Source organism: Lewinella sp. (genome assembly GCF_050633125.1).
Classification (GTDB): domain Bacteria; phylum Bacteroidota; class Bacteroidia; order Chitinophagales; family Saprospiraceae; genus Lewinella.
The window spans coordinates 18,658-41,464 of sequence record NZ_JBOEFX010000116.1 but is presented as its reverse complement, the minus strand read 5'-3'; the positions used below and the strand labels follow the sequence as shown (position 1 = coordinate 41,464).

Sequence of the window (22,807 nt, the reverse complement as noted above, 5' to 3'; positions counted from 1 at the left end):
CCTTCAATGCTACTTGGCGAGCATGAGCTTGGCCCAATTTTTCCGAACAAACATTGCCAAAACATACTCCTTCTACTTGCTCTGTCGTCAGGCCAGCTGCTTCTAAAGCGCCTTTAATGGCTGTAGAACCCAACTCTATAGCGGATAAACTTGAAAGGACCCCACCGAAACTTCCTAGTGGTGTGCGGAGTGCCGATACGATATATACTTCTTGCATCTTAATAAAAATTTGGTTGAATGGTTAAGAGCTTGTTTGGGACTTGTTCCTACTGCAAAACAAGCTCTAAGGGGCTGCAAAGGTAAGTGTTATTCCTTTTATATAAAGGTAACGCTTGGGATTTGTTAAAGATCACGACAAATAAAAGGTGGTTGACTTACTTAGCAAACATTTAGCTCACATTGAAGATTTCTATGTTGAAGCTGTCTAAAATTTTCTCGCTCATTTACACCAAAAAAAACTTAGACAGTTTCTACTAAATCTAGTAGGTTTAGTAGCTTAGTCCCTCAAACTTGACCAAGTTGTTTATGAAATACGTACTCCAGTTCTCCGTTTTTTTGACCCTAAATATACTTGGTTGTCCATTAATTTATAGCCAGACCCAAGTCGTCACTGTTGGAAATACCGCCGATGCTGATCCTGTTTTTTTTGAAGCACTACAAGGGTTTCTTGCTTCAGCGGATGAACAAACAACTTTGATTATCAATGGAGACCTCACGGATCACAAATGCCATGACCAACATAAAGAACACGATTTTTCACATCTGCAACTGCTGCTTGATGTTGTCAAAGCCAATCCTCATATAAAAAGTTACCTTCTTCCAGGTGATAGAGATTGGGCCTCCTCTGGCAAGGTGGGCTGGGAGTGTGTAAAAGTCTTGGAGGAATATATAGAAGACCAAGACATTGACAACCTCCGCTGGACCCTTGATCAGGGCTGCCCTGGGCCTGATGTAGAAAAGCTCTCCTCTTCTACCCTGCTCATTACCCTTAATACACAGTGGTGGAACCATCCTCATCGTAAGCCTACCCCCTCTGATGCTGTTTGCGACTATTCAGAGCCCTCTATTGTGATGGAGGAAATCCATGATGCCGTAGAAGAAAACCTGGATAAGAACATCATCATTGCCGGGCATTTCCCATTACAATCACAAGGAAGATATGGTGGCGAGTTTCCTATTAGTGATCATTTCTCTACTCCCATTCTAGGCAGTTTCAAAATTGCTTACCGGCAGAATATTGGTGGCCCAAAAGACCTCCACAATCAATACTACGAGCCTTTTTTGGACGAAATGAAGGACATTGCCTCCCAAAATCAAGGTATTTTCTTCCTTGGCGGGCATGAGCCTAATCAACAACTCATCGGTTACAGCGGCAATTACATTGTCAATAGTGGCGCGCCCAGCAAAGGAAGGTGGGTAGCGAAACACAAGCCCGCTATTTTCACCAGTACACTTCCCGGGTTCACGGTGTTAACTTTTGAAGCTAACGGACAAGCCAGTTATCAATTCTATGAGGTTTTAGAAGATGGTATCATTTTGTCGAAAAACCTTATGCTATTTGATCAGGCCTGCAATCCTGTCACAGGTTCCAATGTTCCGGCCAACCCCAATTATCAGCCTTGTTTCAAAGAAGTAGACTCACTGGCCCTCATCAAACCAGAACTTGCAGCTACGGTTCTTACGGAAGGCGGAAACAGCTATGGAGCAAGCAAAACCAAACGCTTCTTCTTAGGAGATCACTATCGGGCAACCTGGCTAGCCCCCGTAGTAGTACCGGTGCTTGACCTCGACACGATAAAAAGTGGACTGTGGCCAACCAAACGCGGCGGTGGGCGGCAAACAAAGTCTCTAAAACTGGAAACTGCAATTGGAGAACGCTTTGTCTTCCGGTCGGTAGACAAAGATCCTGCCGGTGCCTTGAACCTGGAGCTACGCAATACGATCATCGCCGATATTACAAGGGATCAGACCAGTACACAACACCCTTATGGTGCACTACCTGTAGCTTCTTTACTTAACGAAGTAGATATTCTACATGCTTCTCCAAAGCTTTATGTACTAGGTAATATTCCCCGTTTGGGAAGATTCAGAGGAGATTACGGCAATATGCTTGGCATGCTGGAAGAACGTCCCCAAAATGCAAAATCGAATCGGACAGGAACTTTTGGAGCTGACAAAATCTACAAAAGTTTCGAACTCTTTGATAAACGCTACGACGATCAAGACTTAAAAATCAACCATCATGAATTTGTCCGCGCACGCCTTTTTGACATCCTCATCGGCGACTGGAGCAAGCATGAAGACAACTGGAAATGGGCCGTTTTCAAGCAAGACAAAGACCAGCTACTCGTGCGCCCTATCCCTCGGGATCGCGACCATGCTTTTTCTCAACTAGATGGTTTTATCCCTTGGTTGGCCAGCCGCCGGTGGGCAGTGCCTAATCTTGAGCATTTTGATTATGAAATTCAGGATGTACGATCCCTCACTTACCAAGCTCGACACATGGATCGACTGTTACTCAGTCCGCTGAGTAGAGAAGATTTCCTGAAGGAAGTGAGCTTTCTACAACAGCATATTGGCCCACAGGAAATACAAGCGGCCATTCAAACGCTGCCAGAGGAAACTCTTGCCCTTTCGGGGAATACCATTGCCAGCAAACTTGATCAGCGTATCCAAGACCTCGAAGAATATGCGAATACCTATTATGAACTCCATGCCAAGGTAGTAGACGTTGTAGGCACCAACAAAGAAGAACATTTCCTCATCACTCGCCTGCCCAATGCCAACACCCGCGTGACCGTAACTGACCCAAAAGGAGACCAACGAGGGCGCGTTCTTTACGATCGCCTGTTCTGGCCTTCTGAAACCAAAGAAATACGCATCTATGGCCTGGGTGATGATGATACTTTTGAAATAACAGGTACCAGTTCCAGAGCAATTACCGTCCGTATTATTGGTGGCCCTGGCAAAGATGATATCATTGACAGCGGTGATAACGGAAGCAACACAAGCATATTGGTTTACGAGAATGATCCTGATGCGAAAATCATCTTAAACAAAGGAAGCAAGCAGGTAAAAAACTGGCGAGACGAGCTCTATTTTTATCAGCGAGACGCCTATGAATACAACAGCTATCTACCATTGGCTAACCTTACGTTTAACTCTTTCTCGGGCGTAACATTAGGAACAGGAATCACTTTTACGCAAAGGAGTTTTACCCGTCGTGATTACAGTAGTAAACACAGTATCCGTGGAGCCGTAAGTACACTAAGTAATATTAGTTTGCAATACGCAGCCGACTGGCACCACGTATTGCACAAGTGGGATGTGCTAGCTGAAGCAAATGTTGAACGCCCTTCTTTTTACAACTTCTTCTTTGGCCTGGGTAACAACAGTACAAAAGACGACGATGCTTTTCGCGATGGCTTCAACCAGATACGGCTGCGGAGGGTAGACTTCAGTAGTACACTTCGCCGAAAATTTCGCCGCCAGAGCGAATTTACCCTGCAAATGGGCTACGAAAACAACGAAACCGTTGAGACAGAGAATACCATCCTTGATACAACAACCCCTTTCTATGGCACCGGAGACTTGAGCTGGTTCTATCTCCGCCCAAACCTCACCATCGATTTGCGAGACCATCAGGTATTCCCATCTAAAGGTATGCGATTAATGGCTGGTCAAGAATGGACTAAAGGTACCGAAGCTGAATTTGGGATCACCAGTGCTGCCGGAGAATTTTTTCTAAGCACGCGCCGCTTTCCGATTACTTTAGCTGCCCGCATTGGTTGGGCAGAAAGCCAAGGCAAAGTGCCTTTCTACAAACTTCCCAGCATTGGTCAACAAGAGGGATTACGAGGGTTCCGGCGCAACCGATTTACCGGTGATGGCTACTTCTATTACAATACCGAGTTGCGCTGTCCGGTGGCACTATGGCGCAATGCCTTCCTGCCTGTAGTCGTCGGGATAAGAGCTTTTTATGACAATGGCTACGTGACGATGGACGAAACGCCTAAACCCGATTTCAAACAAGCGTATGGTGGAGGTCTCTATATTATCCCGCTCTCTAGGTCTTATACCTTGTCGGTACTCTTCGGGTTTTCAGACGAAGAATCGGGCATAATTGATTTGAATCTGGGGACGAATTTTTGATGGGCTTTTGATATTTTTTTGAACCACCAAAGGCACTTAAGGGGAGTATCTTAAAGATGGTATTGCAAGAAGTACAAATCCAAAATACAACTAACAAGCACTAACTGCTTCATCATGCCTGTCTTTTTAGCCTTATTTCTTCTTTCCACTTCAGTCCATTTGGCAATTCCTTTTCTGTGAATTCAATGTGAATCACTCGTCGATTTTGTTGATTTTCTGTTCTTTTCGAGGAATGCAGAATTAAAGGCTTCATTATTATCACTCCGCCTTTATTGACTTCACAGATTCGCTCTACCCCAGCTTTATTCTTCACCCATTCCTTTATATCGATTACTCCTTGATTATGAGATTTTTCAATTACTCTCAAAGCACCATTTTCTTTCATGCAATCATCTAAATGAATTCTTATCGTAAAAATACTTTCTAACATTTCTATATCTGGCTGAACAACAACTCTTTCATCTTTTATTCTCCAATTCTTAAAGAATAAGGTTTCTTTCTTTTCTGTCAGGTTAATTGTCAAATCTTGATGCCAGTTTACAATCCAATTTGCACTTGGAGGTTTATCAAAATAGATAGATTTAATAGACTTATTACATTTTGGAGAAACCCTCTCTATAATCTCCATCAGTTTTTTTGTAAAAACCTTATTAGAAACATCGGGATGATCTAACAAAAACTCCCGTATCCCAAACTTATTTTCAAGATTTTTGGACTCCGTTATTTCTAAAATGGTATTTACTTCTTTTGTAGAATAAACGGCTTCAATTATTTCATAACCTTCTTGATTTAACTTGAATTCTTGTTTCATTTTTCTTACTTGCTGCTAACTTACTTTGCACAAAAAGACTATATGCCTTTGGTGGTTCATCTTTTCTATTCCCGCAACCCTCATACCATCTGCACCACCAAGCCATTGCGCATACGCGGTTCAAACCAAGTGCTTTTTGGGGGTAAGACCAGGCCGTGATCAATCACACGAAAGAAAGCCTCCCAACTGAGCGGGTGTAGGCAGAAAGCGACAGCAGGGCGGTTTTCACAAGCCTCTACCAGAGCCGTCAGACCAGCAGGGCCTTCGACGTATTTGATGCGCTTATCGTTGCGAATGTCTTCTAATCCAAGGACTTTTTGCAGGAGATAATAATTCAACATAGAGACATCGAGCGTTGGCAGGCCAGCATCAATATTTTTCTTTAGCGTCTCCGACCGCCAGCGGAGAAGGAACCACTCTTCTTGAATGAACATCGTAAGTTCATGCTGTCCCTTGGGCTGACGAGCCGTTGGAAGAGGCTCCACATCTGCAAATTGCGAGATACGGGCCATCAGGGCCAACCAACTCAAATCGGGGTTGGTGTTTTTCACTACCCGATTGAAATTGTGAATCTGTAGTGCAGTACTTGGGAAAAGTGCACACATAAGGTAGCCAAAAGGGTTGGGTTCGTGGTGCTCTTCCCGTTGCTGATACAAACGTGCGATGGCACTAAAGCGGTGGTGGCCATCTGCGATATAAGTATTAAGAATATACCTACCGAAGTAGTACTGTATTTGTTCTATCTCTTGGGGTTCAGTGATGGCCCAAAAACGGTGTGTTTCCTCGGGGTCAGCTAAATGCAACTCCTGAAAAGGTGCATGAATTTGAGCGTGTGCCGCCAAAAGATCAGCCAGCGCCTGGTGGTGCCTATGCGCTAACAATACCGGTTTGACAACCGCTCCTCGTTGATGTAAAAGCTCCGCTTGCCTTACCTCTTTAGCGACCAGGGTATGCTCATGTCGACGAACCCGCTCTTCGAGATAATCCTGGATAGAAACTGCCGCAATCAAGCCTGTACGCTCCTGACCATTTGACTTGACTTGATAGATATACATGGCTGGCGACTGAGGAGCTGAAAAATACTCCTTCTCGTAAAACACTTTAAAATCTTCCTTAACAGAGGCCAGAAAGGCAGCTAAATCGGGAATTTGCTCTGGGCGAGAGAAGGTAGCGGCAAAAGGGCGTACAACCATGGTCGAATTATTGATTCTCTAAGAAGGGAATTATTTGGTGTGCGCAAGATAAGAGCTTGTGGGGAAATCGGAAATAAGAATCGAAAACTTGTGTACAGGGCAAAAAAAGAAAGTGCAGTAAACTGCACTTTCAAAATAGAAAACTAAACCCCAGTTATTAATCTTAAACTGATTTTTACGCTTGCTAAAAGTAGATGATGATGGAGCAAGCTGTAAACAGTATTTCTTTTTACGAAACGATTTTTGATAATCGTTTTCGCAAGTTACCCTTCCTTAACGGGGATACCTTTTGTATATTGTCATAAAGATAAAAAAAAATTGCGCTTCTAAAACCAAAGGGAATTAATTCCTGATCGGTAACTTTGTTCCATCCACAAAAAAAGAATCAACTTATGTCATTAGTATCTTTGGATTCCAGCGTACAGGCAAACATCAACCAATGGTTGAACGGAAATTACGATGAAAAAAGTAAACAATACATTCGTCAGCTGATTGAGGAGGAAAAGTATACGGAGCTAACAGATAGCTTTTATAAAGACTTAGAGTTTGGTACGGGTGGAATCCGGGGTATCATGGGTGTTGGATCCAACAGGATCAATAAATACACCCTTGGCATGGCGACTCAGGGCCTGAGTAACTACCTGTTGCAGCTATACCCTGACCAAGAGATAAAAGTGGCTATCGCACACGATTGTCGCAACGATTCCGACACTTTTGCCCGCTTGGTAGCAGAAGTCTTTTCGGCTAACGGCATCTACGTTTATTTCTTTAACGGTTTACGTCCTACTCCCGAATTATCATTTGCAATCAGAGAACTTGGTTGCAAAAGTGGGGTGATGATTACGGCCTCACATAATCCCAAAGAGTACAACGGCTACAAAGCTTACGGTGAAGATGGAGGGCAACTTACTGGTCCTCACGATGTAAATGTCATGGCCGAAGTAGATAAAATCAACAGCGTCGATGAGATCAAGTTTGCCCCTCAGGAAGACAAGATCGAAACCATCGGCAAGGAGATGGACGAACAATACCTCGCGGCATTGCTTAAGCTTTCCATCTCGCGCGATGCCATCAAAAGGCAACACGACCTACCTATCGTCTTCTCCCCTATTCACGGAACAGGCGGTGTGATGGTACCACCTGCGTTGGAGCAATTTGGATTTACCAATGTTCATCTTGTAAAAGAACAAATGGTCGTAGATGGCAACTTCCCTACGGTCATTTATCCCAACCCTGAAGAAAAAGAAGCCCTCACCATGGCCATGGACCAGGCGAAAGCCAAAGGTGCCGAACTGGTGATGGCTACTGACCCTGATGCTGACCGTGTAGGAATTGCCGTACGCAATAATGACGGAGAATTTATTCTCCTGAATGGTAATCAAACTGCAGCACTGCTGATCAATTATGTGATGACAGCCTGGGAGGAAAGTGGTAAACTGACCGGTAAAGAATACGTGATCAAAACGATCGTAACGTCTTACCTCATTGATAAGATGGCCGAATCCAAAGGCATCGAGTGTTTCAATACGCTCACCGGATTCAAGTGGATTGGTAAAATCATGACGGAGCTTGAAGGGAAAAAGACCTTCCTTGCTGGTGGAGAAGAAAGTTACGGCTTACTGGTAGGCGAGCACGCTCGCGACAAAGATGCTGTTATTTCTTGTGCTATGATTGCCGAAATGGCCGCCTTCTACAAGGATCAAGGGCGTAGCATTTACGATGCGCTATTGGATATTTATGTAGAATACGGCTGTTACAAGGAAAAACTAATTGCCATCACCAAGAAAGGCAAAAGCGGCGCTGAGGAAATTGCAGCACTGATGGACAAGTATCGTAAAGACCCACCACTTGTCCTTGGAGGTTCACAGGTAACCACGATCATGGATTACGCAAGTAGCACCGCGCACCACGTCGCTGACGGAAGCACTGCGCCCATTGACTTACCAAGCTCCAATGTTTTACAGTTCTTCACCGAAGATGGCAGCATCATTTCTGCTCGCCCGTCAGGAACAGAACCGAAGATCAAATTCTACTGTAGCGTCAATGCTCCCTTAAATGATAAAAGCCAGTTTCCCAATGTAGAGCAAGAACTGGACACGAAGCTGGACATTATTATGAAGGATTTGGGGGTGTGAAAAATGGTTGATGGTTGATGGTTGGTGGTTGGTGGTTGGTGGTAAAATCTATTTTGGGGGTGTAAGGGTTCCGTTTATCTAAAACAACTTTCACACCTTTACACTTACCCAACTCTTACACCATCACACACATTTATCCAACCTTTGACCTGGCCACGCCTACGGCATACACTAAAAAGTATTATTGTAAATAATTTCAATTCTGCAAGATTCCTACCAACATCAAGGGCAACGACGGCAACTCGTGAAAGTGCTACGTGAGAAGGGTATCCGTGATGAGCGGGTGCTGGAGGCTATTGGTCGGGTACCTCGGCATTTCTTTTTGGAAAAAGCCTTTGTCGATTGGGCCTACCAAGACAAACCGTTTCCTATTGGCTGTGAACAAACGATCTCTCAGCCTTACACTGTTGGTTTCCAAAGTAGCTTACTGGAGGTAAACAAGCGAGACAAAGTACTGGAAATCGGTACAGGCAGCGGCTACCAAGCTGCTGTTCTGGCCTTACTTGGCGGGCGTGTTTTCACTATTGAGCGGCATCGCCCGCTGCACTTGAAGGCCAAAAAGATGCTCCAGCTATTGGGGCTAAAAGGAGTACGTTGCTATCATCGCGATGGATACAAAGGCCTGCCAGAAATGGCCCCCTTTCACCGAATAATCGTCACGGCAGGAGCACCGGAAGTACCGGAAGCCTTAAAAGAACAGTTGGCCATTGGAGGGATGCTGGTCATTCCCGTTGGAGACAAAGATCAACGTATGCTACGTATCATTCGTCGGGGGAAAGCCGAATGGGAAACCGAAGATCACGGAGATTTCAGGTTTGTACCCTTTTTGCCGGGGACGGCTTAGGGGTGCGGACAGGTGCGACTTCAGGTGCGGGGTGCGGGGTGCGGGGTGCGGGGTGCGGAAAATTCCGACTTCCGACTTCCGACTTCCGACTTTTTAAGTGAAGGGGGTTAGACGTTGCGGTGCAACGGCTCTTCCGTTACGTTCCATACGATAATTGATCGATCATCGCTGGCACTTGCAAAATAAGGAGTACCCGGCACCCACAACAATCGGTTCACACTGTTGACATGACCGCCATCACGGGCTGCATCCAGGGTTTTTATCAACTTATAGGTATTCGTATCCCAGATGCGGATAGTTTTATCCCTGCTCGCCGTGAGCAAGTATTTACCATCTGGGCTAGTAAGCAGGTGATTAATAGTGTACCAGTGGGCGGGTTGAGAATTGAGCAAAGCCGTTGGTGCTCCCTCCTCCCCTAGTTGCCATACTTTTAGCAAAGCGTCTCGGCTACCACTGAAGAACTTATTATTCTCTTTGGGGTGTTCCTGAAGACAAAAAACGGAATTTTCGTGAGCTGCTGCAATTTTTTCCTTGATGGAAAAATCAGTAACGTCCAGACGGTAAATATGGTGATCACTAGCCCCAACGAGCCACTCTGCTGCTTCCTCCCGATATACTGCCGTCCGTAAAGCCTTATTACTGAGCTGTAAACTTTCCACACTGCTCTGCCGCAAGGTATCCCAACGTGTAATGACACCATCCCCCCCTAAAGTTATCAGTTGATCACCGGCTACGACTACCCCATAAGTACCTTTACGATGATGTGCCAAATGCCGATTTGGGCGGTCTTCAGACAGATTCAGCCAGTGAACACCACCATTCATATCACCAGCAACAAGGGTATTGGTGACAGGTAAATACGCAAGACTAAAAACCTGGGTATCCACCTTGGCGATCAGCTGCCCCAGCAATTCTTCTCCTTCGCTAGCACCATTGAGCGACCATTGCACGATCCAACCATCTCCCGCTGCCGAAAGGAAAGTCCCTGGCTGAGGCCCAGGTACCAAGGCGTAGATCGCTGCATTGTGGCCAGTCAGTTGATGAACTTTGCGAATATTGAGTGGAGACATGATCTTTTAGTAATTCCTGAGTGTGAATAGAAGTGCTGGTGACAAATCTAAACAAACATCGATAATTTGAAGCTCGAAGAGGATTGTTACTTGTTAACCTTTGTGGAGTGAGATAGTTCTGATGATAGTGAATTTTCATTGGAGGCAGTGTTATCGGCGGACCCTGGAGGGTCAACCCACCCAGGCCTCAGTCGCCGTCGACCATCCCCAAAACCATGGGGCATGGCCATAGTACTTTATGCACTCACCGAAGCGAGTGCCACGCAATATCCAAACTTATACCTCTGAATGCCCCAAGAAATGGGGGTAGTTACCTATGATGGGGAATAATTCCATCGCAAATATAGAAAATTTTGTTTTTATTTCAAAATAAAGAAACATTAAAAAACATTTCACACCTCTTTGCTTACCATTAACTCCTTTTTCTTCCATTTTGACGTATCTTCTTTTGCGAAGGCCGCGAGGCCCGGAGCACGAGGCGCGGCAGCGACTAAGGACAAGCTGGTGAAGTGGTAGTGCGCAGCGCAGCAAGCACTAAGAACGGAACAAGCGGTAGCTAGCGCAGCGCAGCTATGGCCCCAAAGTATAAAAAACTAATCATCCCCCAACTGCTTAAGTAGCCATTCCTTCTCTGTCAGGATCGTCTCCTGAAGAATCCGATCACGGAGTTTCGTTCGTTGCAACTTGCTGCCCAACTGAGCTTTGAGTAACTGTCGGGTAAACCGAATGAGGTTACGGTAGTTGGTTCTGTGGTAGGTGATACCCTCTTTCCGGCGTAGGTAATTCTGAAAAGCGTCAAGGTGACTCTGTAGTACTTCCCATTCTTCTAGTTCAAAATAGATCTTGAGCAGTAAGGTTCGCGCGCCCAGGTTGAGCAATGGATCATGATAATTGGCCTGTTGAAGGAGGGGCAATGCTTCGTCATAACGCTGGCCCGCATAGGCAATTTTGGCGCGATTGAAGTGATACATCCGGTCTCGAAAGCGACGCTCCAGCTTGTTGGTCCATTCTTCGATGAATGCTTCCGCCCAAGTCAACTCACCAATTTGAAGGGCGGTCGTCACTATATTATGGTAGGTGAAACGCGATAGCACACCATTGCGCAAGAGGTAGCCCTGCTCCAGGCCGTTGCGGTAAAGCTCCATCACCTTGGGAAAGTAACTCCGCTGGCCTTCGTTGACCTGCCGCACCCCAAAATTGATGGCCAATAGATAAAGGTCACGCGCTTCTTCTTCCGGAAATAAGGCGCTATATGTAAAAAGTGTTTGGGTAAACTGCTGAAAGACCTTCTCATCGGTAGGAGATTGCAATACCTGTATCCCAAAGTAATAGAGCGACAAGGCAGGCTCGCGTGTAAGTGTCGCTTCATCGAGTTGCTCAATAAAACGGTCTAGTGCCGTAGGCTGATAGCCCCACTTGTAGAGTTGCTCGTGATTGAAAAGCCACATGTTCTGCCTCAGCTTCAGCGCCAGAAAGGCTTTATCGAAGGACTCACTGAGGAGCGCAAAATTATCATTCTGTTCTGGTCGCCGCGAAAACGCCTGACGGTAAGCTGCTTCCTGATGGCGATAATTATGCAACCAGTACTCGGCATTACGCAAGGGCTGCTTTTCCAAAATACGCTTTGACCCTTTTAAAAAACGTTCGTGCAGCTGAATATCGGCACGAGACCTCAACTGGTTAGCAACCTTCATCTTTACCTCAAAGTCATCAGCAAGGGTCATTTCTACCGCAATAAACTGTTCAATGAGCTTAGACAAGTAACTCATCAAAAGGCGTAATTTCTGGTCATTGAAATCGTCGTCACCGTAAACCCAACGCCAAAGTTCTATTTTCGTAGGGGCTCCCTCATCAACTAAAAAAGGGCAAAAACCATTAAACAAAGACAATACATCCTCTCGCTGATTGAAATAGGGAGATGTCAAAAATTGCCGAAATGCGGTCAATTCTCTTTTATTTAGCTGCATTAATAGTTGAAACAACTGCGAGTCAAAAACACTCTCCCCTCTATTGTCCATATTTTGATCATTTTCAACACACGCAATATCAAACTTTTAAACATAAACTACACCATAAAGTACTCTACAATTACTATTTTTTGTCTTTGTAATTACCCTTGATTTACATCACTTTTGCATTGTAAGTTTTAATAATAGGTTAAAATACCTATCTATTTAATTAGAATCCCAGAACAAAAACTTCAATCATGAAAAGCAAAAACGAACTATTAACTTTTTTCTTCTTACTGCTTTTTGGCACTTCTTTCCTACAAGCACAGGATTGTGACAACGATGTTATTGGCCCCGTCGTCATTTGCAACACCGACTTTAACCTCGTTGCCACCGCAGGTAGCGGCATCACGCTTTCTACTACCGACATCGTCGAAAGTTCTTTCGATGATTGTGGGCCGGTAACGCTACGTTTAACCACCCCTACCGACGATACAGGCACACCTCCTGCAACAACTTCGGTAACAATTCCTCCCGCCATTGGCACTTACTACGTGATTGCCTATGCCATTGACCCCTCCGGCAACTGGAGCACATGCTTCAGTGAAATCAATGTCATCGGCGTCAACGACGGTGATTGCAGCGATGATAACGAATCACCAGAAATTTTCTGCATCAATGGCCTGGTAGCAAGCCTCAACTCCAGTACTGGAACGGCCACCATCTTCGCCCAAGATATTATCCAAAGCTTTACGGAAAACTGTGATGCTTCTCCCGATTTCAGTATCAATCTCGTTGCTGAAAGCACAGGTGCTCCGCAAAACGAAATAGATATCACCTTTAACGCCGCTGCAGAATACCCGGTAGAAGTATGGGCCGTTGACGATGCTGGAAATGCCACCTTTTGCACCACTTACGTTGAAATAATTGAAGGTATCGACGATCCTTGTGATAACGACGAGGAGTCGCCTGTAACTATATGTGAAAACGGCCTCACCCTGAGTGCCATCCCTGATTTCGGGGTCATCCTATGGGCACAAGATATTGATGAAGGTTCTTACGATAACTGTGGAAACGTGCAGCTAACCATCAATCTCGAGGCCGATAACACGGGTACTCCTCCTACCACTACCTCCTTGCAACTTCCTCCTGTTATTGATGATTACGTAGTAGTGATTTATGCCGAAGACGCCAGTGGCAATTTCAGTAGCTGCTTTGCCAGCGTGAGTGTTATCGATCTGAATAATGACGATTGTACCACCGATGACGAAGCTCCCGTAATCACTTGTGAGCCTTCACCCATTGCGACCATCAACCCAGGTGCCAGTGCTACTTTTGTCAACGCTTTTGAGCTTTTAGATATCTACGCCGACAATTGTACCGTCACTCCTACCCTTAGCCTCAACTTGCTCGTTGAAAGCACGGGTGCTCCTTCTTCCAACTTTGAAATGGCCTTCTCCGAAACCGGCGAATATCCCGTTGAAGTTTGGGCCACCGACAACTTTGGCAATAGCAGTTCCTGTGTGACCGTTGTGACTGTCAATTCACTGGGCGGCGACTGTGAAAACGACAATATCGCGCCGACACCTATTTGCACCAGCCAGATCAATGTATACGCCAACCCAAGCGAAGACCTCGTCATCTGGGCCGAAGACATCGACGCAGGGAGCTTCGACTGGTGTAGTGATGTAGAGCTTCGTATCATATTAGAAGCCGACTCAGATGGTACTTTGCCGCCCGAAGGGCCTATAACTATCCCTTCAATTGCAGGCAATTACCCTGTTGAAATGTGGGTAGTCGACGCCAGCGGAAACGCCAACTACTGCCTCAGTGTAATCACTGTCGAAGGCGTACTCAGCCTCTTTACCGGCCAAGTTTACCTGGATGACAACGAAAACTGTGACCTGGATACCGACGAAACAGGCCTCGGCGGCTGGCAAGTCCTTATCTCCAGTACCAACTCCAACCGCACCTTCCTCGCCACCACCAACACGGAAGGTACTTATACCGCCTTCCTCAACTGGTCTGGCGATGATTTGATCAATGTAGAAGTCCAGCTTCTCCTGCCTGCAGGCGTTACCTCTGGTTGTGTATCCAGCATTACCGTTCCCGAAGTCACCGAATCCATTAATACCATCGATTTCCCGGCGATATTAATCAATGACTGTACGTATCTCACCGTTGATGTATCAGCACCCTTCCTGCGGCGTTGCTTTGACAACCAACTGTACCTGAACTACGCCAACTACTCAAACCTGACGGCGGAAGATGCCTCCATCACCATTGACTTGGACCCCTTCATGACCTTGATGGATGCTGATGTGCCCTTCACCGATTTGGGCAATGGACAGTACCAACTCGACTTAGGCACCATTGCTCCGGCGAGCGCTGGGCTAATCAACCTTACCGTTGGCCTGAGTTGCGAAGCCACCCTGGGAGCTACCCATTGCGTACAGGCAGCTATTCTTCCTTTCACTTGTATTCCCGCCACCAGCTTCGCCGAGCTTACGGTCTCCGGCGATTGCGACCCTGGCAGTGGTCAAGTGAATTTCACTATCGCCAATACCGGTACCAGTGATATGGCCGCCGCTCAGAATTACCGCATCGTTGAAGATGTTATCATGTACATGAACCAAACACCTCTCCAACTGGATGCAGGGCAAAGTGAAGCCATCAGCTTCCCTGCCAATGGTTCTACTTGGCGACTTGAGATCGAGCAAGACAACAGCTACCCATTCGGCGGTATCGCAGCAGATTTCGTAGAGGGCTGTGGCGGCTTCACCCCTGGTATTGCCACCCAATTCCTACTGGAAAACACCAAGCCAAATGTTGACCAGCTCTGTATCGAAAACATCGGCTCTTGGGACCCCAACGACAAGCAAGCCCTGCCCCGTGGCTACGGCGATCAGCATTTCATCGAAGCCAACACGCCACTAGAGTACCTCATTCGTTTCCAAAATACAGGCACCGATACGGCTTTCACTATACGCATCGAAGACCAAATCAGCGAGCATCTCGATATCAGCAGCCTCGTACCCGGCGCGTCCAGCCACCCCTACCGCATGGAGTTGAAAGAAGATGGCCAACTGCTCTTCCACTTCGACGATATCATGCTGCCAGACAGTACCATCAACTTCGAGGCATCCAACGGCTTTGTGCAGTTCTCTATTCGCCAGCTTCCTGACAACCCCATTGGCACCATCATTGAAAACACCGCCGATATCTACTTTGATTTCAACGAGGCAGTCGTCACCAATACGGTCAGCCATACCATCGGCGAAAACTTTATACTCGTAAGCACACAAGAGATTCTCGTACCAGGCCTCAGCTTCAGCGTAGCCCCTAACCCCTTACAAACCTCCAGTTTAATTACCCTACAAGGGCTAGACATCAACGATGGCCAATGCCTGATTTACGACACACAAGGTCGCCTAATCAGTCAGCATGCTTTCAGTGGACAACAGCTAAGCCTTGATCGAGACGTTTTCACCCAAGGCGGCCTCTACTTCTTCCGCCTATTTGACGGACAGCGGCCCCTCGCCCAAGGCAAGTTGATTGTAAAATGATGATTAAGTAGTTCTCGAAATTAACCCCATTGACATTTGTTAGCACCTTGTTATGGCGCTTACATCCTAAATTCCAAGTTTGCACCAGCCTCATCCATCTCGGGTGAGGCTGCTTTTTTTTGCATCACCGCCACCCGTTGCCGGGGGCGGCCGGGCTATTCGCTATAATATCCTCGCTGCGCTGCGGGTATTCCGCTACTATCCCTTGCTGTTACGCGCCTACCGGCCCGTCGCGCTCCGGGCCCTGCCCTTCGCGTTAGGTTTAGGCATTGTTATTGGCATTTTGAGAATGGATGCCGTTCATGAATGTGGACCTATTTTTTGGAACTATCTTTCATAGATACTATTTTGTGTAGAGACGCGAACATCAAAAATGAACCATTTTTGCGGTATTATTGTACAAATAAATATTGCGATGCTTCTTCACTAACATCAAGTAGACATTACAGTCCAACGTTTCTATAAACTACAACTACAATTTGCGAAAATTTGCCATCTCTGATCTCCACGGCTGTCGCCTCACTTTCGAGGCATTGATCAGCAAAATCGGGCTTACTCCCGACGATGAACTCTATCTGCTAGGCGACTATATCGACCGCGGCCCTGATAGCAAGGGCGTCATTGATTTTATCTGGCACCTTCAGGAATCTGGATACCCCGTCTATTGTCTTCGCGGTAATCACGAACAGATGTTACTCGACTTATATAACGACCGCTCTTCTTTCCGTGATCGTGGTGACCACCACTTACTGAATAGCTTTGGGGTATCTCATGCTAAAAATATCCCCTCTAAATATATCAAATGGATGAACCAGCTCGACTACTATTTTGAAGTCGATGGATACATCCTTGTTCATGCTGGCCTCAACTTCAATACCACCAACCCACTCAGTGATTATCATGCCATGCTTTGGCTCCGCAACTGGCGCGCCAATATCGACCGACAGTGGCTCAATGGCCGCATCGTCGTCCATGGTCACACGCCCATTAAAACGGAGGCTATAAAACTTTACCTGCAGGCCGCCGATACCACGCCCGACATCTTCATCGACAACGGCTGTGCCTTCACTCACATCGATGGCCTGGGCAAACTGTGCACACTCGAACTGACGGAGCGAAAATTGACTTTTCAGGAGTTTATTGGGTAGGTTTCACCAATCGCCATCACCCATACCAGCATATACCCTTCTTCAGAGCGCTCGTAGAAAACGTCGAAATCCAACTCCTCATCGTCTTTCACGACCTTCCCGGTTGTTTGCCCTTTAACAGCTTCGTAAACGAAAGGTTCCACTTTGATGTGATCAATAAAATCAAGCTGCCTGCGGCCGTGGGCTTTGTAAAGTGCTTCTTTGGCTCCCCAGTAAAAATGCAGCTGATCCAACTGATATTCCGGGCGAATACTTGCTGCTTCAAGTGGGCACAAAAACTTGTGCGCCAAGCGCGTAATCTTGGGCACCATAAACTGAATATCAATACCACAAAGCACGGGTGCCGCTATTGCTGCTGCCAAACCGTGAGAATGAGAAATCGAAATATGCCAATCCGAACCTTCTAAACGTGGTTTGCCATGTTCGTCCTTCACGAAGGCGGCACGCTTCACACGGCCAGACATCTTATGAACCAACTGGCGGGCAGCCAGCCATTCCGTCCGACGGCGACCTTTTAGTTCGCCTAATTGACGTAATTCCAGTGGGTAAAGCAACAGTTCTTCCATAAACCAATGCTCAGGTTCATCGATCTCCCAAATACCAAGTTCAGCTTCAGGAATAAGAATATCGTGGCGAAGTAAAGGCATGGAATAAAGGTAAATGTTTTTGCTTATTTTAGTCCATACTCTCAAAATTCAATAAACATCATGCGCTTATTTATTCTGATTTGCTTATTTCCATTGGTACTACCAGCTCAACAAATATCCACAACAGAGCCTTCTTTACGAAATTTTCTCCAGCGAAATAACATCCAGCTGGGCATTTTCGCTCAGCGAGATGCCTCTCCTCACTCAATTTACACGTTCAAAGCGGCGGACCTTATTCCCAATCTTCGACGCAAAGGACTCTTGGGAATAGCGATTTCCTGTCAGCCGTTTGAGGAACTTCCTTTTCTACAGCTACAGCTTCGCTTTGGCTACGAACCTATAGAACATACTGGAGACAACCTAGATATTGGTAGCAATCGGTTCGGGGGCAACTTCACCGAACAAATCAGTTACGACCACTGGCAACTCGCCACTGGTTTTCAATTGGAGGTGATGCCTACCTACCGCTGCTCTCCCTTTTTTGGGGCACACTACCTACTGGTAATTCCGGATAATTTGAGGTACATCGCTCAACGCGATTTTGATCCTGATGTAGATGTGCCCGTGTATACAGAATTAAATGGCGGAGGAAAGTTAAGTCAGGGTTGGGAAATCAATACCGGCTTACGATTGTATATTGCAAAACACTGGAATATTAAGTTGAGTATCTACTACTCCGAACTAGACACCCGCATGAATTGGCCTTTACTGGTTAGTAGAAGATTTTCAGGAAATAAGCTGTTGATCACTGAAACCATCGGGGTTATGCTCGCTACACAGTATCGTTGGTAATAAACGGCATATTAGGCCAACCATTCGGAGCATCCTTCCCGTCTAACACACCAAACCAATAACGCCATTAAACTAAAGTTATGAAAGCCATAATTTTTGCAATCTCTCTCGCCACTTTCCTCCTATTTAGCTGTGATGATAAAACGATAACCATCCCTACTTGTGACGACTGTAATTTCACCTGCCTTGATGCTAACGAAGCCGATGTGATTACCAACGCCTGCCTTGACAACTATCAATGTACCTTCAGCGTCACTCCTCAATCTAAAGTCAATACCGATGAGCAAGAAGGACGATCCGGTGGCGACCAAAATGTCTTTCAGATGATCAATGACACGGAAGGGAGTGCGGCCGCTATAGATGACGAATTCACCAGTATATTAGTCTTTGAACTAGACGAATCTCAAAACAGTTTCTCTGTTGAGGACAATGAACTGACAGGCATGAAGACACATTATCGAAGAATATGCTATTGCGGCGAAACCGAATTTAAAACAATCAATTCCGGTTGCCTTCAAGGAGAGAAACAACCCGATGGAAGCTGGTTTATCCAAGGCAACTTAAATGTCGCTTACGGCTTTGATAATGTCGAGGTGAAAGTAGAAGCACTATTCGTTAAATAATGGTTGATGTTAGCGCTTTTTCAGAACACTACACACAAGAATATTATCTTTGCAGCGCTTAGCTGGACTTTCGGCATCTTGCCGAATTTGTAAAGGGATGCGAGGCGATTGCATCGCCACTTTGAGTAAAGCGTAGAGAGACTTTAATAAAGGCTAGTAGAAACGTCTTATAAATTTTCCAACATCGGCTTTTTTAATCGAAGTTGGGAATAGTGCCTAATCTTTTACTACCCTTTACCCCGAGGGCGCGAAGCAGCCCGCATCTTTCTACATACTTTTGCAAAGTCCAGCGCTTCATCAAAAAACGCTTCCATTTGACACCCGCTGCCATCACTGCCGAATTACAGGAACTTCAGAAATTACTCGCGCTGGAAAAGGCAGCTGATCTGGAATACCACCGAAAAAAGATCCAAAGCCTACCGTTGGAAAAGCGCGTCAAAGAGGGTTATTCCTGGTACGGCGGGGTCACGGTCACCAAATCCGGTTACACCATTGGCAATCGGGCTTATGTCATCATTGAACGGCCACTTCCACACACTCCGGATCAGTTTCGGGCAGGTAAAACGGTCAGTCTATTCACCAAGCAACCTTCCGTTCATAAACCCGAACAGAGTGGTATCATCCAATTTACGGATCGGGCCCGGATGAAGATTGTCCTCAACTCCTCCGACTTACCGGAGTGGCTGGGCTTAGGCCTCATTGGTGTAGACCTACTCTTCGATGACCGTACTTATCGAGAGATGGAAAAGGCCGTCAAACACGTCATCGAGGCGCGCGGAAATCGCCTGGCAGAGTTGCGTGATGTGATCCTCGGCAGAACACAAGCCCAATATCGAGAAGTCAATGAATTTCTTCGCAGCGAACAGCTCAACGACTCTCAGAATGCTGCCCTTAGAGATGTCATTGGCTCTTTCGAACTCACTGTTGTGCACGGCCCTCCGGGTACGGGCAAAACCACAACCCTCGTGCAGGTTGTCAAACAATTGCTACAAGCTGAGGCTACCGTTTTGGTTACGGCACCTAGTAATACGGCTGTTGATTTACTTACGGAGCGCCTTGCCAAGGAAGGCCTCAATGTAGTTCGTATCGGGAACCTCAGCCGAGTAGACGAAGAGGTTCTCCACCAAACCCTCGACTATCAAATCGCCCATCACCCCGATAGTAAACAAATCAAGAAACTAAAGATTGAAGCTGCCGAATTGCGCCGTAAAGCCAAGCAGTTTAAACGTAAATTTGGGGCCGAACAACGCCAGAGCAGAGGCCAGATGTTTCGCGAAGCCGGAGAAATAAACGGTTGGGCCAACCAGCTGGAACAACGCCTGTTGGACAACTTGATCGATGGCGCTCAAGTGATCACGTGTACCTTGGTTGGTGCAGCCAATAATGTATTGGGCAATCGCACCTTCCGTACCGTAGTCATCGACGAAGCCGCACAAGCCCTTGAACCTGCTACCTGGATACCGATCATTCGGGGCGCGAGGGTCGTGCTCACCGGCGACCCTTTTCAGCTTCCTCCTACCATCAAAAGCCACGAGGCTCGCCGTGGTGGACTGGAAATCACACTCATCGAAAAAGCCCTTCGCCGACAGGCGCATACCAGCTTGCTTCGAACCCAGTATCGTATGCACGAAACCATCATGAACTTCTCAAATCAGCAGTTCTATGATGGGCAATTACTAGCCGCTCCTCAGGTAGCACAACAAACGCTGCTAAAAGACCCCGAGCCTCCCGTCATCTTTATCGACACCGCTGGCACCGACTTTCAGGAACAAGTGCAAGATGCTTATCAAAGCCGCTACAATGAGGGGGAATTTCAAATCCTATGCGAACATCTCTATACTCTGCTTGAACATTGTTACGCTCACGAAATTTTGCCACTCCCCAGTATAGCTCTCATCTCTCCTTACCGCGAGCAAGTCATGATGATGAAAAAAGCCGTTAAAAACGATGAGCGGCTGGCAAACGTTCCTATTACCATCAACACCATCGACGGCTTCCAAGGGCAAGAACGTGACGTAGTCTACATCAGCCTGGTTCGTTCCAACTCAAAAACAGAAATTGGCTTCCTCAAAGATTATCGCCGTATGAATGTGGCCATGACTCGGGCACGCCACAAACTAGTCATCGTTGGCGACAGTGCTACTATCGGCAACGATGACTTTTATTCTGCTTTTCTAGAATATTGTGAAACACACGGCACTTACCGTACTGCTTGGGAATTTATGGCTTAGCGTTTCTCTAAACGAAACAGGTCCTTACGGCGGTCCTTCAAATTTCGCACACTACCAAACTTGTTAAGCTCCCGCAGCAGCCCCAAGTCCACATCCGCAAGCAGAATCATCTCCGTATTGGGCGTCGCTTCGGCTTTGATACCATTGGAAGGAAAAGCAAAATCGCAAGGTGTAAACACCATCGACTGCGCATATTGAATATCCATGTTATGCACCTTTGGCAGGTTGCCAACACTTCCGGCAATAGCAACATAACATTCATTCTCGATGGCCCTGGCTTGGGCACAATTACGCACCCGCGAGTAACCGTTTTGCGTATCGGTCAGGAAGGGCACGAAAAGGATATCCATGCCTTCATCCGCCAACAGACGACTCAGTTCGGGAAACTCTGAGTCATAACAAATCAAAATGCCAATCTTACCGCAATCGGTATCAAAAGTCTTCAGCACCCTTCCTCCTTGCATACCCCAAACCTTTGCCTCATCAGGCGTTACATGGAGCTTTTCGTAACGTTCTACACTACCATCACGGCGACACAAATAGCCCACATTATAAAGGAGCTCATCTCGTACCTCCGGCATACTACCAGTGATGATATTGATATTGTAGGAGATCGCCAATTCCGAAAACTGCTTCACAATCGGCTCTGTGTGCATAGCCAATTCACGAATAGCATCTGGTTCAGAGAGATGATTATTCTCCGCCATCAGCGGAGCATTAAAAAACTCTGGAAACAAAGCAAAATCTGCTCGATAGGTGGTCAGAGCATCAATAAAAAACTCGGCCTGTTCCATCAGTTCTTTCCGGTTGTGATAGCGGCGCATCTGCCACTGTACCAACCCTAAACGTACGACCGTTTTCTGAGAGGATGCCTTCTCTCTTGGTTTCTCATAATAAATATTGTCCCACTCCATCAATACCGCAAACTCTCCACTATTGTGGTCACCTTTGAGGTAGCCTTTAAGAATTTTTGCAGGGTGAAAATCATTGGCGATCTGAAAATTAAGTACCGGGTCATTGATTTCTTTACGCTTGACACAAGCAATGTACTCTTTGGGAGAAAGCTCTCCGGAATGCGTATGATAATTGGGCATACGCCCACCAAAAGCAATACCTTTCAAGTTTAGCCGCTCACACAGTTCTTTACGATAATCATACAAACGGCGCCCTAAACGCAAACCTCGGAAACTTGGCTTGATAAACACATCAATACCATAAAGCCGGTCTCCGTTGGGGTCGTGGGTTGTGAAGGTAGAACCTGCTGTTACATCAGCGTAGGTATGATGATCTTCGAAGTCTTTATAATCCAGAATAATCGACAAGGCGCAGCCTGCCAATTGCCCATTTATTTTTATAACCACCTGCCCTTCAGGAAAAAGATTGATTAACCGTGCCAGTTGTTCTTCGTGCCAATAACTATTCTCAAGAGAACTATAGGCTTCAATCATAGCCTCCTTGAGCTCTTGGTAATCATCAAGGCTAAGGAACTGTAATTCAATATTCTCAATCTCTGTGCTCATCTTTCTTGTTATAGATAAAAGGTAATAAATAAAACACCAAATAGCGCGCAAAGGTATATCCTTCTTACCATTAATGCTTGAAAAAAATCCAAATTGGATTGGTCTTATTAACCTTATTAAAACTTC

General features: G+C 46.2%; 14 protein-coding genes and 1 pseudogene. 8 read left to right on the top strand and 7 right to left on the bottom strand.

Going from position 1 to position 22,807, the window contains the following annotated elements; translation table 11 throughout:
• Positions 1-217: pseudogene (locus ACRBG0_RS23095) on the bottom strand (acetyl-CoA C-acetyltransferase); the annotation flags it as partial.
• A gap of 308 nt (positions 218-525) precedes the next feature.
• On the opposite strand from ACRBG0_RS23095, the gene ACRBG0_RS23090 reads away from it, so the two are divergent.
• Entirely contained in the window at positions 526-4,152 is a 3,627-nt protein-coding gene (locus ACRBG0_RS23090) for a BamA/TamA family outer membrane protein (protein WP_431489208.1), read from the top strand.
• Positions 4,153-4,264: 112 nt separating this feature from the next.
• Here ACRBG0_RS23090 and ACRBG0_RS23085 read toward each other — a convergent pair whose 3' ends face one another.
• The gene (locus ACRBG0_RS23085) at positions 4,265-4,963 is read right to left on the bottom strand and encodes a phytanoyl-CoA dioxygenase family protein (protein WP_431489207.1); all 699 of its coding nucleotides are present in this window, start codon (positions 4,961-4,963) and stop codon (positions 4,265-4,267) included.
• 80 nt (positions 4,964-5,043) lie between these two features.
• Positions 5,044-6,156 carry a DUF1015 family protein gene (locus ACRBG0_RS23080; protein ID WP_431489206.1) on the bottom strand — a complete coding sequence of 371 codons (1,113 nt, stop codon included), beginning with the start codon at positions 6,154-6,156 and terminating at the stop codon, positions 5,044-5,046.
• A 392-nt stretch (positions 6,157-6,548) separates the two neighbouring features.
• Between ACRBG0_RS23080 and ACRBG0_RS23075 the strand changes: the two genes are divergently transcribed.
• Both ACRBG0_RS23075 and ACRBG0_RS23070 read left to right on the top strand, forming a co-directional pair.
• Positions 6,549-8,291: a phospho-sugar mutase gene (locus tag ACRBG0_RS23075; protein WP_431489205.1), complete on the top strand. Its 1,743-nt coding sequence runs from the start codon at positions 6,549-6,551 to the stop codon at positions 8,289-8,291.
• A gap of 202 nt (positions 8,292-8,493) precedes the next feature.
• Positions 8,494-9,135 (top strand): protein-L-isoaspartate(D-aspartate) O-methyltransferase, encoded by a 642-nt coding sequence (locus ACRBG0_RS23070; RefSeq protein ID WP_431489209.1) that lies wholly within the window; start codon positions 8,494-8,496, stop codon positions 9,133-9,135.
• A 107-nt stretch (positions 9,136-9,242) separates the two neighbouring features.
• On the opposite strand, the gene ACRBG0_RS23065 is transcribed toward ACRBG0_RS23070, so the two are convergent.
• A complete protein-coding gene (locus ACRBG0_RS23065) occupies positions 9,243-10,205 on the bottom strand; it encodes a hypothetical protein (RefSeq protein WP_431489204.1) in 963 nt (320 codons plus the stop codon).
• Between the two features lie 593 nt (positions 10,206-10,798).
• Complete coding sequence (locus ACRBG0_RS23060) at positions 10,799-12,223, bottom strand: hypothetical protein (protein ID WP_431489203.1); 1,425 nt, start codon at positions 12,221-12,223, stop codon at positions 10,799-10,801.
• 188 nt (positions 12,224-12,411) lie between these two features.
• Between ACRBG0_RS23060 and ACRBG0_RS23055 the strand changes: the two genes are divergently transcribed.
• Both ACRBG0_RS23055 and ACRBG0_RS23050 read left to right on the top strand, forming a co-directional pair.
• On the top strand, positions 12,412-15,720 hold the full coding sequence (locus tag ACRBG0_RS23055; protein ID WP_431489202.1) for a DUF7619 domain-containing protein: 3,309 nt from the start codon (positions 12,412-12,414) through the stop codon (positions 15,718-15,720).
• A gap of 479 nt (positions 15,721-16,199) precedes the next feature.
• On the top strand, positions 16,200-16,868 hold the full coding sequence (locus ACRBG0_RS23050; protein ID WP_431489201.1) for a metallophosphoesterase family protein: 669 nt from the start codon (positions 16,200-16,202) through the stop codon (positions 16,866-16,868).
• On the opposite strand, the gene ACRBG0_RS23045 is transcribed toward ACRBG0_RS23050, so the two are convergent.
• Positions 16,850-17,515, bottom strand: a complete 666-nt coding sequence (locus ACRBG0_RS23045; protein WP_431489200.1) for a 4'-phosphopantetheinyl transferase family protein — start codon at positions 17,513-17,515, stop codon at positions 16,850-16,852. The two genes, ACRBG0_RS23050 and ACRBG0_RS23045, sit on opposite strands and share 19 nt — an antisense overlap.
• 60 nt (positions 17,516-17,575) lie before the next feature.
• Here ACRBG0_RS23045 and ACRBG0_RS23040 point away from each other — a divergent pair, with 60 nt between their 5' ends.
• The 3 genes from ACRBG0_RS23040 (at position 17,576) to ACRBG0_RS23030 (ending at position 21,161) form a co-directional block, all read left to right on the top strand.
• A complete protein-coding gene (locus tag ACRBG0_RS23040) occupies positions 17,576-18,307 on the top strand; it encodes a hypothetical protein (protein ID WP_431489199.1) in 732 nt (243 codons plus the stop codon).
• 80 nt (positions 18,308-18,387) lie between these two features.
• Positions 18,388-18,930 carry a hypothetical protein gene (locus ACRBG0_RS23035; RefSeq protein ID WP_431489198.1) on the top strand — a complete coding sequence of 181 codons (543 nt, stop codon included), beginning with the start codon at positions 18,388-18,390 and terminating at the stop codon, positions 18,928-18,930.
• Between the two features lie 314 nt (positions 18,931-19,244).
• Positions 19,245-21,161: an AAA domain-containing protein gene (locus ACRBG0_RS23030; RefSeq protein WP_431489197.1), complete on the top strand. Its 1,917-nt coding sequence runs from the start codon at positions 19,245-19,247 to the stop codon at positions 21,159-21,161.
• Here the strand turns inward: ACRBG0_RS23030 and ACRBG0_RS23025 are convergent.
• Positions 21,158-22,681, bottom strand: a complete 1,524-nt coding sequence (locus ACRBG0_RS23025; RefSeq protein ID WP_431489196.1) for a bifunctional GNAT family N-acetyltransferase/carbon-nitrogen hydrolase family protein — start codon at positions 22,679-22,681, stop codon at positions 21,158-21,160. The genes ACRBG0_RS23030 and ACRBG0_RS23025 overlap by 4 nt on opposite strands.
• Positions 22,682-22,807: the final 126 nt, after the last annotated feature.

Coding starts and splice junctions, on each gene's coding strand:
- ACRBG0_RS23090 (WP_431489208.1), top strand. CDS start 526: ATGAAATACGTACTCCAGTTCTCCGTTTTTTTGACCCTAAATATACTT.
- ACRBG0_RS23075 (WP_431489205.1), top strand. CDS start 6,549: ATGTCATTAGTATCTTTGGATTCCAGCGTACAGGCAAACATCAACCAA.
- ACRBG0_RS23040 (WP_431489199.1), top strand. CDS start 17,576: ATGCGCTTATTTATTCTGATTTGCTTATTTCCATTGGTACTACCAGCT.
- ACRBG0_RS23085 (WP_431489207.1), bottom strand. CDS start 4,963: ATGAAACAAGAATTCAAGTTAAATCAAGAAGGTTATGAAATAATTGAA.
- ACRBG0_RS23060 (WP_431489203.1), bottom strand. CDS start 12,223: ATGGACAATAGAGGGGAGAGTGTTTTTGACTCGCAGTTGTTTCAACTA.
- ACRBG0_RS23035 (WP_431489198.1), top strand. CDS start 18,388: ATGAAAGCCATAATTTTTGCAATCTCTCTCGCCACTTTCCTCCTATTT.
- ACRBG0_RS23025 (WP_431489196.1), bottom strand. CDS start 22,681: ATGAGCACAGAGATTGAGAATATTGAATTACAGTTCCTTAGCCTTGAT.
- ACRBG0_RS23065 (WP_431489204.1), bottom strand. CDS start 10,205: ATGTCTCCACTCAATATTCGCAAAGTTCATCAACTGACTGGCCACAAT.
- ACRBG0_RS23045 (WP_431489200.1), bottom strand. CDS start 17,515: ATGCCTTTACTTCGCCACGATATTCTTATTCCTGAAGCTGAACTTGGT.
- ACRBG0_RS23055 (WP_431489202.1), top strand. CDS start 12,412: ATGAAAAGCAAAAACGAACTATTAACTTTTTTCTTCTTACTGCTTTTT.
- ACRBG0_RS23080 (WP_431489206.1), bottom strand. CDS start 6,156: ATGGTTGTACGCCCTTTTGCCGCTACCTTCTCTCGCCCAGAGCAAATT.